Source organism: Archangium sp. Cb G35, assembly GCF_001896145.1.
In the GTDB taxonomy this organism is placed as follows: Bacteria; Myxococcota; Myxococcia; order Myxococcales; family Myxococcaceae; genus Archangium; species Archangium violaceum.
In genome coordinates this window covers 368,881-383,980 of sequence record NZ_MPOI01000006.1, presented here as the reverse complement: position 1 = coordinate 383,980, position 15,100 = coordinate 368,881, and the positions used below count along the sequence as shown (strand labels likewise).

Below are 15,100 nucleotides of genomic sequence, written 5' to 3'. Positions count from 1 at the left end.
CAGCACACGGAGGACCGTCTTCAGGGCGCCGGGGGAGGAACCCAGCGTGGGCCAGGCTCGGAGAACAGCTCATCCCGGCGCATGAAGATGTCCGTCGGCAACAGCTTTCCGAGCACCTGCTGCTGGTGTTGCTTGAGCTCCTTCGCCTCCACCACCTGCCAGGGGTTGGCCACGAGATCCAACGCCACCACGCCGTTGGCGAGCCGCTGGACCACGCCTCCGCTGCCCTCCAGGACGGGCAGGCCCCCCACCAGCTTGATCAACCGCGGGCCGAAGTACGTCCGGGTGAAGAGCGTGGTGGGCCCGCACTCCACATAGGCGTCCACGTGCTGCCGGCCGCTGGGGTTCATCGCCAGCGCTCGCGGGGCTCCCTCGAAGGCGATGTCGACCAGGCCGAACTCCAGCGGCAGCACGCTGGCGAGCTGGTTGGCGAAGTCGAAGTAGGGAGCGGCCTCCTCCGGCTCCAGCATCATCTGGGCTTGCAGCTCCAGCCACCCCGGGCCGTCTCCCAGGCTCCAGTCCGCCGTGTAGAGCGGGCGCTGCGTCCGCCGCAGGGTGGGCATGGACGGATCCTCCTGCTTCCCCTCCTCGTCGCAGAAACGCTCCAGCGCATCGCGCTGGTACGGCTCCCGGACCCGAGCGCTCTGGCCCCAGTGGGTCGGCGCGAAGGTGGGGTTCCGCTCGAAGGCATCGAGCAGCGCACCCTTCCACTCCCAGGGTGTGCGGGGGAGGATCAGTTCGATCCAGAGGCTCTCGATCCGGGCCATGGCTCAATCCACCTTGAACGTGATCGACTTGATGGCACCGGCCTTATAGGCCACGTGAAAGACGTACTCGCCCATCTCCCAGGCATCGAAGAACGGCTTGGTCCGATCCGGCTCACGCTTGAGTGCCTGCCGGATCTGCTCCTTGCTCGAATCGAAGCTCAATCCGAAGGGAATCGGGCCCCGGTACCCACGCTTGCCCTGAGGCGCCTCCAGGATGATGTGCGTGACCCGCTTCGAGCGGACATCCGTGAGCACCGTCACCCCGGACTTCTCGAAGGTGTAGTACACGGATTCCGGAGCCCCGATCTCCTCGTCGACGTCGACCTTGCCAAGCGGAGCCACGAAGGCCTGCACCTCGGGCGCGTCATAGGTCTTGCCGACGAGTCCTCCCAGCATCTGCTCTCCCACTTGCCTCTCCTCCTGTGAATCGGTTCGCGGCCACATCCGCAGCTTCAGGCTAGATGAACCCCAGCGTCTTGCACAGCTTGTCGAGATCATCATACAGGCCGATGTCTTTGTTGCGCTGGTGGATGTTGTCGAAGGCATCCTTGATCTGTTTGTCGGTCCACCCATCGTTCTTGAGTGATTCCTTGAGGGCCTTCATGTCTTTCTTTGAGGCCGCTTCCAGATCCTGGGCATCCTTGGCGATCTGCTTCTGATTATTCCTTCCGCCATACGTGCGGCTGGAGCTGCGGTGGATGTTCCGCGACTCGTGCATGGCCGTGATGTGGTTGTGGAGCTTGCGGTACTCCGCCTTGGTGAGCGGGTTGCCCAGGTGGTCTTCGATCGCTTTCTTGCAGGCCTTGGAAGAGGGAATGTGGTCGCAGTCGATCCCCTTGTACTTCTTCTTGCGGACCATGTTCCGGGCCTTGGAGTAGGAAAAGACCCCCAGCTTGGTGATGGCCGTGGTCTTGACCTTGTTGGCCTTGCCCTTCTTGGAGTGGACGAGGCCCAGCGCGTCGAACTGCACCAACGGGTTGGGCGCATAGGCATACAGGTGGGTGCCACCCTCCAGGTCGAGCGGATCGCTCTGGAGGTAGCGCCCGAGGACCGGGTCGTAATAGCGGTAGCGGTTGTAGAACAGTCCCGTGTCCGCGTCGTAATACTGGCCCGGCAGGCGGAGGTTGAGCTCGAGCTGGCTGTCCGGTGCGACGGTGATGTGGCCGTAGGGCTCGATCCGGGAGGCGCGCCAGACGGTGCGCCCGGAGGCATCCTCGACGCGGAAGGGGGCTCCGGCCTGGTTCACGATGAGGACGAAGATCTGGCCGCTCTCGGGGGCCGCATCCACCGAGGGGTAGTCGACGAACAGCACGGGCACGAGCGCGTCATGGCCCGCGTACACATAGAGCCGGAGCCTTCCCTGGGGTGACAGCTCGGCCGCGAGGCGGTCTCCATCCCAGAAGAACTCCCGCTGCCAGGTGCCCCGCCCGCAGCGGATGCGGCGCCCCAGGGCGTCATACCCGGCCGTCCAGGGCTCGCCCTTCCCATCCTCCACCCGCACCAGCATGTCCGCGCTGTCGTAGGTGTAGCGCGTGCGGGAGCCATCGGGCCGCTTGCGCTCGCTCAGGTGGGCGCGGACGTCATAGGCGAACGTCTCGTCATTGGCCTGGGCCAGCCGGTTGGCCTCGGCGAGCACGGTGTTCTCGAGCCCGGGTTTGCCCAGCAGGTTGCCCGCCGGATCCAACACGTAGTCGAAGCGGCCGTGGGGTCCCTCCTCGCGCGTGAGCCGGTGGGCCGCATCCGTGGTGTAGCGCGTCTGCCGGCCATCCTCCTCCCAGACGGTGGTCAGATCTCCATCGGGCGTATACGCGTAGCGGGTCCACCGGGGAGGATGAACCCCCTGGAAGTCCTGCCTCCAGGAGAGGTGGCTCAGGAGCCGCCCCTCGCCATCGTACTGGGTGAGCTCTCGCAGCCCCTGCGCATGCTCCCGCAGCAGCATGCCGCGCTCGTCCCACCAGACCATGTGCTCCCCGCCGGTGGGATCACCCAGCCGCCGCAAGGGGTCTCCCGCCGTTCCCTCCAGCGACCACGCGAAACGTCCGAGTACGGTGGTGACGCAGCGCGAGCCCACCCACCGGCGTTGGATGCCCCGGCCGTCCCGCAGATCACCGCGGATCTGCCCGAAGAGATCATGATTCAGCTCCACCTCGTGGTCCCCGGTGGAGGCACGGATGACGCGGCCCTGCTCATCATGCTCGAGCAGGTGGACCCCGCCGGAGCCGAGGTGGCGGGTCTCCACCCGCTCTCCGTCCTCGTACTCCATGCGGAGCAGCACACGCCCCAGCGCGTCCTGCTTCTGGAGCAGCCGATCGCCCGTGTCCCAGGTGTACTGCTCGTGCAGCCGCCCGTTGCGGGCGATCTTCACCAGGCGATCCTTCTCGTCATACTCGTAATCGCTCTGCGTGCCCGCCGGGTCCACGACACGCACCACCTGTTCGGTGGAGGAGTAGCCATACCGGGTGACGGCGCCCAGCGGATCCTCCACCGCGGTGACGAGATTCCAGCGGCCAATGCGTTGCTGCCAGATGCGGCCATCCGGGTCCCGGTAGCCCACTTCGTTCCCGGCCCGGTCATGGACCCAGCGGTGGTTGCGCCCTTCGGAGTCCACCTCGGACACCACCCGGCCCAGACCATCGTACGTGCGCACCGGCTCCGCGCTCCTGCCCACCGGGTACAACTGGAGCAGCGTGGACAGCAGGGACTTCAACTCTCCTGGAACCCGCGAGAGGAGCGGGGGTTGCCCTCCCCGTGCGATCTGGGGAGGCACGTCCCGGTCGCTGCCCAGCAGCAAACCGAGCGGTGTCTCGGGGAGGGGCGTGCGCCCGAGAGGCTCGGGCTGGGGCAGGACCTCCGCCGGGGGCAGCACCCGCTGGTAGGGATCCAACTGCCCCAGAATCGCTCCCTGCGCGTCATAGAGCATCCGCGTGACGCGCCCCCCGGAGTCGATCTCCCGCAGGACCCGTCCATCCTCGGCGACCTCACGCTTGAGCACGCCCCCGTAGGGATCGACGAGCTCGAGCAGGGTGTGGTCCTCGTTGTAGCGGAAGATGTGAACCCCGCCGGAGCGCTCGGTGACGCGCGTTTCCCAGCGCTCCCGGTCATATTCCAGACGCGTCCACCACAGCCCATCCTGCCCGGCCGTCTCGATGCAGCGGCCCTCCTGGTCATACTTCCACCAGAAGCTGTAGCCATTCGGGTCGCGCATGCGGGTCCACCGGTGCGCGCCGTCATACTCGTACTGGTAGCTGCCGCCCTCCGCGTCACAGGAGGTGACGAGGTGGCCCTGGCGGTCGTAGGTGTAGCGGGCGAGGCATTGGGGCTCGCGGCCGCCCATCCGGAGCAGTTCCAGGAGCAGGCCGGCGGCGTCATATTTGAGCCGGTAGCGGACGCGGCCCGCGGGCGACACTTCCTCGAGCTGGACCAGCCGCTCCTCATCCCAGCTCAACTCGAGCCGTTGCGGGCCGGACTGCACGGCGCGCAGTGTGGCGACGTGGCTGCCGGGCGCGGCTTCGAGGTGGAGCACCGGGCCATTGCCCTCGCGGAGGGTGAACTGCCGGGAGCTCGTCCGCCGGAGCACCACGCCATGGAGCGAGGCCTCATGGGTTTCGGCGTCCAGCGGCTCGAAGTCCACGATGCGCCCGGTGGGGTCCTCATAGCGCCACACCTGGGACGAGAGGTGCAGGGTGTGCTGGTACTCATGGCGGAAGCCCCAGCCGAGCGGGCCGTAGAGGTCCGCCCGCGCCGTGGAGTAGTAGCGCCGCCAGCAGAAGAGTCCCGGGGGGGGTGAGCGCGCGTCCAGGAAGTCATCGAAGTTGGCCCCGGTGATGACATCCACCGGGTGGCCACCATTGCAGTGCACACCGTTCTGCGCCTTGCGGGAGCCGCGGGCCTTGCGCACCTTGGAGACGAGCGCCCCCAGGACGGCCATGCCCGCCCTCATTCCCAGCGCCATCAGCGACACCGTGGGCGGGCCGCCAATCACCACGGGAACGGGAATGGAGAGCACCAGGGTCGTGGGCAGCACCAGGCTGGCCATCGACTTCTTCTTCCGGCGCCTCGGGAAGGGAGGCACGCCAATGTCCTGGCAGCTGAGCACCGGCAGGGCCAGGTGGCTGAAGGGCTCGTCCTCCACCAGCACCGTGGAGCTGCCCATGAAGATCTCCGCCTCGTTGGCGGGGGGCTTGGCGAACACTCCTCCAATGGGGAAATGCGGAGGCAGGGCGATACCGCCCGTTCCGGCCTGGGCCCGCGGCAATCCACCGACGAAGACGGTGGTGCCCAGGATGGGCACATAGTCCATGGGATCGAAGACGATGCCCACGAAGGGGTGCGGGATGGGGACCACCGCGCCGGGCGGGGTGATGATGAGGTGGATGTCGATCCCCAGCAACGGATCCAGGTGCTTCGCCGCGGGCATCATGCCTGGGGTCCTCCAGGGGAAGTGGGTTGCCACTCGGGGCCGAGCAGATGCTCCATCTGTTGCTCGAGCTCCGTACGCTTGTCCTTGAAGTGGGCCTGCTCGGTGAGCCGCAACAGGCCGGCTCCCGCGTAACCAAGGGTGGAGTTCTGGCGTGCGGGCGCGTCCATGAGCTGGGCGGCCTCGAGCGCCCGCGTGCCGCAGTGCCAGGACTCCTCCCAGGACTGGGCCTGCTCGTGACACCAGGCGGCCATCCGCCAACCCTCCAACTCCATGAGGGGATCGCCAATCTGGGCGGCCAGCGCGGCCACCTGCTCATAGACAGAGGCCGCGTTCTTCCAGTCCGCGGAGGCGACCAGGGCGGAACCCACCGCCAGGCGTGACTGCAAGAGGAGCCGGGCTCCGCTCGGATTCCCCTCCTCCTGGGCCTGGAGCGCAACGGCCTCGGCCTGGCGGTACTCCGCGAGGGCCGCCTGGGGCCCCTCCGCGGACAGCAGCCCCGAGCCGAGCGCGATCCGCGCGACCACCTGGAGGTGCCTCCACCCCCGCGCCCCCGCCATCTCCACCGCCTCGGTCCTGCACTGCTCGGCCCGCCGCAGATCTCCAGCGCCCAGAGCGCGGCTCATCTGCACGAAGAGGTGGCGGAAGCGGCCCTCGGGCGTGTCCAGGTCCCCGGCGGCCTCGGAGATCTCCTCGAGCGCGGTGGACATGTCCAGCCCCGCCACGCAGGTGTGGATGAGCCGGGGGGTGCCACGCGCGACCTGCTCGAGCGCGTTCCGCTCGCTCGACTCCGGGCAGATCCATCGCACGGGAGAGGCGAAGGGCCCGCGGACGGTACGCTCCACCCACTGGGCCCAGGCTTTCTCGGAGGCCATCGACTCGGGCATGAGCACGAGCGCCACGTGACGGAAGCGTGGCGAGTAGTGCTGATGGATCGAGGCGGCGAGTGCCATGACGGAGAGGGGGGAGGCCTCCGGGGCCACACGAGGCGGTTGCCAGGAGGACTCCACTCCGGCCGCCGCGAGGCGCTCGCGCAGTGCCGCATGCCGGGTGAGCAGCTCCTGGGCAAGTGCGTGGTCGTAGTGCTCCGGGGACCGCAGCGGCGAGGTGAGGCGCAGGAACAGATCAGGTCCCGTGCCGCTCCCATGCTCCTCGACGCTCAGGAGCGTCTCCAGCATGGACCACTCATCGCTGGCGAATACCCAGTGCAGGAGGCGCGACTCGGGCAGCGCGGTGAAGGTACGCCACTGGGTGCGCAGGCGCTCGAGCCGCTCGAGAACGGGCTTGCGTAGCTTCGGCAGTTCCATAGGCAGCTGACAGGAGTAGCACACTTCACCCCTGAAAGGCCTCGGGCCCGCGCATGCCGAAGTGGGCGCTTCAGTCACAACAGCCGTGTCCTCCCTGACTGGACGCGAAGTGCGGAGCAGCGCGTGGCCCAGCGCGAGTGCCATCCCAGGCCGCGAGGTGTCATGTAGGGTGTTCAGGCATCTCCGGAGTGTTGGTGCCGGGCCCAAGGAGTTTCTCGTGCGTGTGACTCAATCCCTCGGCCTGATGGCGGCCATCGTCGCGACGTGGGCCTCGTACACTCCCGTGGCCCGCGCCCAGGCGGCGGGTTCCTGGCCAGCCGATCGCCACAAGCAGGTTGACGCGGTGTTCGCCCCGTGGACCGGGACCACGACGCCGGGATGCGCCGTGGCGATCTCCCTCGAGGGCGCGCTGGACTACGCACGCGGCTACGGCATGTCGAACCTCGAGTACGACGTCCCCATCACGCCGGACTCGATCTTCCACGTCGCCTCGATCGCCAAGCAGTTCACCGCCTTCTCGATCAGGCTGTTGGCGCAGGAAGGCAAGCTGTCGCTGGAGGATGACATCAGGAAGTACCTGCCGGAGATGCCGGACCATGGCGGGAAGATCACCATCGCGCACCTGCTCCACCACACCAGCGGCCTTCGGGAACAGTTTCATCTGCTGAATCTGGCCGGCTGGCGGGGCGATGACCTGATGACCGAAGAGGACGCGCTCTGGATCGTGTCGAAGCAACGAGGCCTGAACTTCGAGCCGGGAGCGGAGTTCCTCTACAACAACACCGGCTACACGCTGCTGGCGGTGATCGTCAAACGCGTGTCCGGCAAACCGCTGCGGGCGTTCGCCAGCGAGCGGATCTTCCAGCCGCTCGGCATGACGGACACGCATTTCCATGACGACCACACGGAGATCGTGCGGCGGCGCACGTCGGCCTACCGTCCGCGCGAGGAAGGCGGGTGGCGCATCAGCATCCCGGTGTTCGATCACTACGGTTCGACCAGCCTCTTCACCACGGCCGGCGACCTGCTGAAATGGGAGGAGAACCTCGTCCAGGGGCGCGTCGGTGGGCGCGCGCTGGTGGAGTCGATGCGGAAATCGGCCACGCTGAGCAGCGGCGAGGCAACCGGTTACGGCGACGGCCTGGGCGTTGGTACCTATCGCGGCCTGCGGCTCATGGGGCACCCCGGCGCGGACGCGGGCTATCGTGCGAGTGTCATCGCCTTCCCGGACCAGCGGCTGGCGATCGCGGCGCTGTGCAATGGCTCCACGATCACGCCCACCGAGCTCACGCGGAGGGTCGCCGACGTGTATCTCGGAGATCGCCTGGCCGCCGTGGTGCCGCCCACGGTGAAGGTACCGGAGGCGGAGCTGTCGGCACTGGCCGGCGTGTATTGGAGCCCGGTGTCGGACCAGGTGCTGCGGTTGGCGCTCGAGGACGGCACGCTGCGCCGTGTCGCTCCGCGGACGCCGCTGGTGCCGCTCGGCAAGGGGGTCTTCCGCGCGGGCGAATCGACGGAGGAATGGCACTTCCCTACCCCCGCCGAGGGTTCGCAGGCCGGTGCTCCGCGTGAGCTGCACATCCGGGACACAGAGGATTCGCTACCCCCCAGGGTGTTCACACGCGTGACCGGGCCGGTGCCGGCCGCCCCGGCGCTGACGCGATTCGCCGGGCAGTATCGGAGCGACGAGGTCGACATGACCTACACGGTGCTCGTGACGGACGGCAAGCTGAAGGTGCGCTGGCCGCGCCAGAAGGAATCCACGCTCGACGCCATCGGCGGCGACCGCTTCCTCAGCGATGCGCTGGGGACGGTGACCTTCACGCGAAAGGCATCGGGCCAGGTGGATGGGCTGACGATCAGCACCCACCGCGTGCGCCGCCTGCGCGCGCAACGGCTCACGGCAGCGGACGCACCAGCGCCACGAACGGGCAAGAGCCCGGCGAAGGTGCGTGACCGCTGAGGGGATCGGCGCCCAGACCATCGGCGTCAGCAAGTCACCCCGTTGTCCCGGAGCGGAATCCGCTCCGAGTGCCTGGCGTCAGAGGCGGACCAGCGTTCGCGCCAGGGGGTGCGTATCGCCGTAGCTGATGCCCATCTGGGGCAGCATGGCCTGCCAGGGGCTGTAGGACTCGCCCGGGGAGACCTGGATCGCCGCTCGATCGACGGCCTGGAGGTTCGGTGACAGGGCGCATTGCCGGTGATGTTCATTCACCCAGCGCTGGGGATTGGAGACGTACTCCCCGGGATTCTTGCGGACGCGCCGTTCCTGCCGGCGGAAGCCGTTGACGAGCGGGTTGCCCTTGGCCGCCGCTTGCGTCTTGATCGTCGCGCGGTTCGCCCTGAGCACATCATAGGCATCGAGGATCTGCGGCACCGTCAGGTTCCCATGCCTGGGCGGGTGGCTGAACTTCGTCCCGTGCGCCAGGAGGAACTTGTACGCCAGGTGCGCGCACAACCTCGCGCTCTGCGGCGCATTGCCCTTGGTCGTGAAGACCACGTCCGAGTGATTGCCCGGCAGCGGCAGGAAGTGCACCTGGGGAGCGGGGGCAATCCCCGTGGGCGGGCTGAGCACGCGCAGGTCCTGCGCGTCGAGCGCCTGGAAGGTGGAGCGGTCGTCATCCACGGCGAGGATGACCAGCATGTCCTGCACGTTGGGGGGGATGAAACGGATGTCGTCGGTGATGGTGGTGTATCCACCTGGCACGGGATCGATGGCGAAGATGTTGAGCTTCAGGCTCATGCCGAAGATCTCGTAGAGCTTGTTCGCCTGCTTGATGCAGGTGACAGCGCCACGGCTCCAACCCATCAGGTTGACCGTGTCGATCTTCATCTTCCGCTCGAACAGGAGGTGCGTGAGCATCCAGGACGCGCGGTAGACGTTGTCGTCCCAGCCCGTGCCCAGGGCCCGCCCGGTGGTCTGGATGTTCTTCGGGGTATGTCCCACGAAGCCCTTGCGGAAGGAGGACATGGGAATCTCCGACCGCGTCAACACCAGCTCCGTACGAGGATGGGTGATGGAGGGCGGAGTCATCGACAGCTCGTGCTTCTGGGCGAAGGGATTCTGCCGCCAGTCCTTGGAGGTGTTGAGGATGGGGTTCTCGACACCCGGGTGGGCATGGGCCATGCCGCGCACCCCTTTCCGAGGCCCCTGGGCGGGGACGGTATCGGAGCCGGGTCCCTCGCAGATCATGAACGTGGGAGCCTTGGCTTCCAGCCGGAAACCGGAGGGGTTGTGGTTCGTCTGCTGCGCCTGCACGATGCGCGCCTCGCTCCCCGCCGCCGCATCGTGGAGCTCGGTGACGACCTCATCCCTGTCCATGTCACGGTGGAAGTCCGTTCCATGATTGAAGATGGTGAATACCCGTGACATGGGGGGGCCTTTCCTTGCTCACATGAAGCGGCTGTACCAGTTGGAGTATGGGCGGTTGGGATCGTGGCCGGGGGCGTGATCCGGGTAGGTGAACTCCCGGTAATAGACGCCGAAGTTCTTCGCGATATCCATCACCTCGTGGAACCGGTGGATGGGGTGGATCCCCTGCAGCATCGTCCGGTTCCAGAAGGCGAAGAGGGCCCAGGCCACCGCCTCGTAGTGATCCAGGTTGTTGCCCGAGGCCCACTTCACGAGCTGCATCAGGCGCAGCGTCGTCCACGAGTGCGAGGCCCACATCAGCATGTCCTTGTCGCGCGCGCTCTGGGTGACCTCGACGCTCTCGTTGGGAGTGGACAGGGTGTTGCGGTAGTCGTCGCCCAGCTTGATGTTCACCGTGACGGTCTGGCCGCGCAGGTCCGTGTACTGGAAGGAGCCGAACTCGTACTGCTCCTCCTCGCGGATCAACCCCTGGCCCGCCGTCTTCTTGGGGAAGTGCTTGCGGGGCGTCCCATCGCGCTCGTACTTGCTGAGGAAGAACTCCATCAGGTCGTGATAGATGGCGATGTTGGTGGTGACCCAGGCGGGATTGGGATTCTGGATGTAGCTGGCGATGCCGATGCCGAAGCGGGTCCTCCGGTAGTAGAGCCAGTACGCGCCGGAGAAGGTGCGCAGCTCGTTGAGGATGCGGGTTCGCCGGTAGGTGCCCAGCCCCATCACCCGGTTGTAGACGGCCAGGAGTGCACCCGCGAGGCCCTGCTCGATCTCCGCGCTGTTGTTGGCCTCGGAGGCCAGGCGGTTCTCGATGGCGATGCTCGGGCGGGAGCGGTGCTCGAACACCGCCGCCTTGAGCAGATCTCCGTAGTTGGCGTACTGGCGGGTGTGGAGCTTCTTCGCCATCGAGCCCACCTTGGGAACGAGCTCCAGGTAGCCGCCGCCGATCCACCCATTGAGGATGGTATTCACCGCCTGAGTGTTCGCGTTGTAGTAGGTGCGCGCCGCGCCATAGATGGGATCATTCGCCGCCGGGAACTGGGCGGCCGCGCTCGCCACCGAAGCCACCGTGGTGAATGGCCCATTGCGATCGAACGATCTCGAAGGATGGGTGAGTACCTGGACCGCCATTCCGACCTCCCATGTGTCCTGGCACATGCTAGACAATGTCTATCAGTGAGACAAGCTGGCAATCCCAGTAAAACTGGTTCCCCCGAGGGACCGGTCCTTCACACGCCCGCCCAAGTGGCCCACTCTCCTACTTCGGACCAAGCGTCATGAGGACCTCGGCAACTCCGTCCGCGTGCTGCGGGTTCTCCTGGGCCACCGTGCGGAAGCCACACTTCTCGAGGACGCGGATCGACCCGGCGTTGTGGACAGCGACCCACGCATGGAGCGGACGAATCGGCTCGAGCACGAGGAACTCCGAGAGCGCCCGTGTCGCGATGCCCTTGCCCCAGTGCTCGCGGCCCAGCCAATAGGCGATGAGGCGCTTTCCGTCCTGTTCCCAACTGCCGATGTACCCAGCGGCCAGGCCGCCAACGACGATGGTCCGCATCACGTTCTCTGGGCGGAGAACCTTCGTGCGCCAGTGGGTCAGGAAGACATCGCGTTCCCGCGACGGGAATGCGGCCATGTGCAGCGCGACCGCGTCCCGCTGGTGCTCGAAGAAGATCGGGAGGTCTTCATCCGTTACGTTGCGCAGGATCACCAAGAGGTCTCCACGAGCCGAGTGACGAGCCCATCCTAGCCCATGCTTCTCTGAAGGCCTCAGGCCTCCCACACGCCCGGGGCGCGCCGGAGGGCTTCGGAGAGTGACTCCCGCGCCCGCCGGAGGGCCGCGTCCGCGCGCCGGGTGGCGGCGGAGAGCAGCCACACCGGTGGGCCGCCCGGGAGCTCCTCCTCCAGCAGCAGGCGCGGGTCTCCCTCGGCGAGCAGCGCCGGGAGCACGCTCCGCCCCAGGCCCGCGACGCAGGCATCCCTGATGCCGAGCAGCGTGTCGCACTCCACGAGGGCCTCGGCGTCTTCGGGGACGGCCTTCCACCAGCGCATGGAGGAACGGGTGCGCAGGCTCCCTGAAGGCAGGACCCAGGCCGCCGGGTCCTGCCTGGCTGCCCGTGCCCGGAACACGCCGAGCCGCAGCTTTCCGAGCTGCTGCCCCCGCAGTGCGCCCCCCGGCGTATGGCCTGGCCGCAGCGCCAGGTCCGTCACACCGGGCTCCAGCGCCAGCTCGCTCTCGGAGATGCGCACTTGAACCCGCTGCGTGAAGCCGCACGTGCGCAGCGCGCCGAACAGCAGTGACGCCAGCACCTCGTTGGTGGTGATGACGAGCCGGCCTGCGCGTGCCCGGCGCTGCTCCTCGAGAAGTGCACCCACGTCCAGGGCGTGGGGACGCATCCGGCCCGCGCGCTCGGCGATGGCGAGGCCGAGCGGTGTCGGGAGCAGTCTCGCCCCACGCAGGAAGAGCGGCGCTCCCAGCGTACGCTCGAGGGCGTCCACCCTCCGCGAGATGGACGAGTGGCGCAGCGAAAGCTCACGCGCCGCGCCCACGACGCTCCCCGTGCGTACCAGCGCCTCCACGGTCTGCAGGTCGTCCCAGTCAATGTGCATGAACGCACATGCTGTGCGCGTCCGCGGTGAGTCGTCAACGCGGGCCCACGGGGCTATCTCTCGGGAGCTGGCAATGAGAACGAATCGGAGCTCCCCATGAAGACCCCCAGCAACGGCAACGAGACGCCCCCCGAGGTGCAGGCGCTGTGTGACCCCGGGACTGGGACGTGCGCGCTCCCCGGCGCCGCGCCGAAGACCGCCGGGCCGGGTGCCGGGGGGCCCTTGGGAGAGGTGCTCTACGTAGGGGACCCGATGTGCTCCTGGTGCTGGGGCGCCTCGCCCGGCCTCCGCCAGCTGGAAGCGGAGGCGAATCGTCGAGGCATCCCCTTCCGCATCCTCGTGGGCGGGCTCCGTCCCGGAGGCGGGGACGCCTGGACCGAGCGGTTCAGAGGCTTCCTGCGCCACCACTGGGAGGAGATCGCCGCGCGCACCGGGCAGCCGTTCTCCACCCGGTTCCTCGACCGGGCGGCGTTCAACTACGACACCGAGCCCGCGTGTCGCGCGTTCCTCGTCATGCGCGGGATGCTCGCGGAGACGCCCGGACCGGCGACGCGCGCGTACGAGGTGTTCGCCGCCATCCAGCAGAAGTTCTACGCCGAGGGGCAGGACCCGACCGTGGCGTCCTTCTACGAGAGTATCTGTGCCGCGCGGGGTCTCGGCTTCGGCGTGTTCCTGGAGCGGTTCAGCCAGGCAGATGCGAAGCGGGCGGCGGCGAACGAGTTCCAGGAGGTCAGGGCCCTGGGCGTGAGCGCGTTCCCCACCGTGCTCTTCCGTGGCAGCGCCGGCCTCGCGGTGCTCGCGAGTGGCTTCGCGACCGGAACGCGCCTGGTCGAGGCGCTCGTTCGGGCGGCGAAGCAGGCAGGGGCCGAACCGTGAAGCTCGGCCGTCGTGCGCTGGTACGCGGCGGCTCCCATGGAGCGACGCGCGTGTGTGGTGGCTGGACCTGGCAGCGGGACAGGAGACCGCAATCGCGGTGGCCGCGGGACGTGCCGGCTATCTGCTGTCCTTGGATGCCCCCCTGCAGCTGGGGGAAGGGTGAGTCCTTGCCAGAGGCGAGGGGGCGCAGCTGAACCAGGGAGGCCTGACGCTGCGGGCCTCGCGGGATTGCGGCGCGCTCTGGATTGACGTCGCGGCCTGACATTCCAGAGAGGCGTAAGCCACCGCATCGACCGCGAGGCGCCAGGCGCCGATCGGCAGGTTCGATTCCCGCCGCCTCGAGTCGAACCCATTCCTGGGTCTGTCAGCTCATCCAACGTTCTGGAGCGGCGCCTGACCCGTTGCCGGCGTGAGCAGCTTCGTCGCATCCGCACACCACGGCACATTCCCCTGGGGCATGATCGCGATGCTCGCGGCGTTCGGGTACGCCGGTGTGGTGGCGAAGTTCAGCGAGTTCAGATCGATCATCGTGAGGATCCCGCTGAACGCGGACATGAAGTAGTACTTGCGATTGGTGTGGTCGCGCACGCTCGTCCACATCGTGTAGTCGCCGTACGTGGTCGTGTACGAGGACGGCATCGTGTCGGGTGTGCCCGTCGTGGCCGGTGAGTTCTGCACCTTCTGCAGCAGCATCCCATACGGCGTCCCCATGCAGATCTGCGTGAGCTGCAGCGCGACCGTGACCGCGGTCTGCTCTGAACCGGCGAAGCCGGGCGGGTTCTTCGGCGGCGTCGTCGGAAAGGCGCCTGGCGCCGGCAGCCAACCCTTACCGTCCACCGGCAGCTGGCCGATGCCCTGGGAGAGGAGCGTTGCCTTGACGAATCGCGAGGTGGACAGCGAGTCCCCGGGCAGTCCGACCATCCCGCCTCCGACGGGATTGCCCTCACCCGAGGTGGAGGTGCCGCTGCCGAAGAGCGTCAGATTGTAGTAGTTCTTGACGTTCTTCTGATGCCAGTCGTAGGTCGGCCAGTTGGTCAAAACGCCGTTGGTGCTTTTGTGGACCCGGGTCTGGCCCTCGATGAACTCGATGACGACGCTCTGACCGGTGCTGTCCGTCACGATGTAGTGCAGCGGGACGTAGAGCTTGCTTTCCTTCGGCGGCCCCACGACGGTGATCGTCTGCAGGGCTGCCTGGAAGTCCTCGACCGACGCGAAGTTGCCGAGGATCCACGCGGGAAAATCCAGGAAGGACACCTGGTTCTTCTGCTGCCCAACGGCGGGGTAATCGGTACCGGGGGCCAGCCACAGCGCTCCGACGGACAGACCCTCGCTGTTGATGCCGTCGTTGAAGGTCGGCAGGGATGTCCAACTGCTTCCCGAGGGGGCGATTCCCACGAAGCCATAACGATTGGTCCACTGGAGCGTCGTCCACCCTTGTACAGCCCCGTTGGGATTGACCGCTTGCAGCGGCCAGGACTGGTTGCTCGGCATGACGTAGACGCTCTGCTCGATCACTCCCGGCATCTCCAGCGCTCTCGCGCTCACGAACATCATCGTCAGGTCTGGAGGGCTCTGATTGGGATTGGAGGGAACGCTGATCAACAGGTTCGTGCACATTCTGGGGCCTCTTGGGGTGGTCGTTCGCCGCGATGCGCGACGCCCCATCGTATGTTGGAGCGGACCGGCCTGCACGGTAATAGCCACGGCTCCTCCCCAATCCGGATTGGTAAAACATTATGATATATGTATTCCTCTTCCG

General features: G+C 67.2%; 11 protein-coding genes. 2 read left to right on the top strand and 9 right to left on the bottom strand.

Going from position 1 to position 15,100, the window contains the following annotated elements:
* Positions 1–20: 20 nt before the first annotated feature.
* The 4 genes from BO221_RS20370 to BO221_RS20355 are packed head-to-tail and all read right to left on the bottom strand — an operon-like array spanning position 21 to position 6,491.
* A complete protein-coding gene (locus tag BO221_RS20370; RefSeq protein ID WP_073562131.1) occupies positions 21–767 on the bottom strand; it encodes a hypothetical protein in 747 nt (248 codons plus the stop codon).
* A 3-nt stretch (positions 768–770) separates the two neighbouring features.
* Positions 771–1,175 (bottom strand): hypothetical protein, encoded by a 405-nt coding sequence (locus tag BO221_RS20365; protein WP_073562130.1) that lies wholly within the window; start codon positions 1,173–1,175, stop codon positions 771–773.
* Positions 1,176–1,224: 49 nt separating this feature from the next.
* The gene (locus tag BO221_RS20360) at positions 1,225–5,187 is read right to left on the bottom strand and encodes an RHS repeat-associated core domain-containing protein (RefSeq protein ID WP_073562129.1); all 3,963 of its coding nucleotides are present in this window, start codon (positions 5,185–5,187) and stop codon (positions 1,225–1,227) included.
* Positions 5,184–6,491 (bottom strand): hypothetical protein, encoded by a 1,308-nt coding sequence (locus tag BO221_RS20355; protein WP_073562128.1) that lies wholly within the window; start codon positions 6,489–6,491, stop codon positions 5,184–5,186. The genes BO221_RS20360 and BO221_RS20355 overlap by 4 nt, the downstream gene beginning before the upstream one ends.
* A 217-nt stretch (positions 6,492–6,708) precedes the next feature.
* On the opposite strand from BO221_RS20355, the gene BO221_RS20350 reads away from it, so the two are divergent.
* The gene (locus tag BO221_RS20350) at positions 6,709–8,454 is read left to right on the top strand and encodes a serine hydrolase (protein WP_083681218.1); all 1,746 of its coding nucleotides are present in this window, start codon (positions 6,709–6,711) and stop codon (positions 8,452–8,454) included.
* Between the two features lie 78 nt (positions 8,455–8,532).
* On the opposite strand, the gene BO221_RS20345 is transcribed toward BO221_RS20350, so the two are convergent.
* The 4 genes from BO221_RS20345 to BO221_RS20330 form a co-directional block, all read right to left on the bottom strand.
* Positions 8,533–9,864 carry a hypothetical protein gene (locus BO221_RS20345; RefSeq protein WP_073562126.1) on the bottom strand — a complete coding sequence of 444 codons (1,332 nt, stop codon included), beginning with the start codon at positions 9,862–9,864 and terminating at the stop codon, positions 8,533–8,535.
* A gap of 18 nt (positions 9,865–9,882) precedes the next feature.
* Positions 9,883–10,986, bottom strand: coding sequence for a hypothetical protein (locus BO221_RS20340; protein WP_073562125.1), 1,104 nt, complete (start codon positions 10,984–10,986; stop codon positions 9,883–9,885).
* A 127-nt stretch (positions 10,987–11,113) separates the two neighbouring features.
* Positions 11,114–11,566, bottom strand: a complete 453-nt coding sequence (locus BO221_RS20335; protein WP_073562355.1) for a GNAT family N-acetyltransferase — start codon at positions 11,564–11,566, stop codon at positions 11,114–11,116.
* 59 nt (positions 11,567–11,625) lie between these two features.
* Positions 11,626–12,465 carry a LysR family transcriptional regulator gene (locus BO221_RS20330; RefSeq protein ID WP_073562124.1) on the bottom strand — a complete coding sequence of 280 codons (840 nt, stop codon included), beginning with the start codon at positions 12,463–12,465 and terminating at the stop codon, positions 11,626–11,628.
* Between the two features lie 96 nt (positions 12,466–12,561).
* Here BO221_RS20330 and BO221_RS20325 point away from each other — a divergent pair, with 96 nt between their 5' ends.
* The gene (locus BO221_RS20325; protein ID WP_073562123.1) at positions 12,562–13,341 is read left to right on the top strand and encodes a DsbA family protein; all 780 of its coding nucleotides are present in this window, start codon (positions 12,562–12,564) and stop codon (positions 13,339–13,341) included.
* Between the two features lie 369 nt (positions 13,342–13,710).
* Here the strand turns inward: BO221_RS20325 and BO221_RS20320 are convergent, their stop codons facing one another.
* The gene (locus BO221_RS20320; RefSeq protein ID WP_073562122.1) at positions 13,711–14,958 is read right to left on the bottom strand and encodes a linear amide C-N hydrolase; all 1,248 of its coding nucleotides are present in this window, start codon (positions 14,956–14,958) and stop codon (positions 13,711–13,713) included.
* Positions 14,959–15,100: the final 142 nt, after the last annotated feature.

Bases quoted from the DNA above. Each gene is read 5' to 3' on its own strand.
- BO221_RS20345 (WP_073562126.1), bottom strand. From the start codon at position 9,864: ATGTCACGGGTATTCACCATCTTCAATCATGGAACGGACTTCCACCGT.
- BO221_RS20355 (WP_073562128.1), bottom strand. From the start codon at position 6,491: ATGGAACTGCCGAAGCTACGCAAGCCCGTTCTCGAGCGGCTCGAGCGC.
- BO221_RS20320 (WP_073562122.1), bottom strand. From the start codon at position 14,958: ATGTGCACGAACCTGTTGATCAGCGTTCCCTCCAATCCCAATCAGAGC.
- BO221_RS20360 (WP_073562129.1), bottom strand. From the start codon at position 5,187: ATGATGCCCGCGGCGAAGCACCTGGATCCGTTGCTGGGGATCGACATC.
- BO221_RS20370 (WP_073562131.1), bottom strand. From the start codon at position 767: ATGGCCCGGATCGAGAGCCTCTGGATCGAACTGATCCTCCCCCGCACA.
- BO221_RS20340 (WP_073562125.1), bottom strand. From the start codon at position 10,986: ATGGCGGTCCAGGTACTCACCCATCCTTCGAGATCGTTCGATCGCAAT.
- BO221_RS20330 (WP_073562124.1), bottom strand. From the start codon at position 12,465: ATGCACATTGACTGGGACGACCTGCAGACCGTGGAGGCGCTGGTACGC.
- BO221_RS20325 (WP_073562123.1), top strand. From the start codon at position 12,562: ATGAAGACCCCCAGCAACGGCAACGAGACGCCCCCCGAGGTGCAGGCG.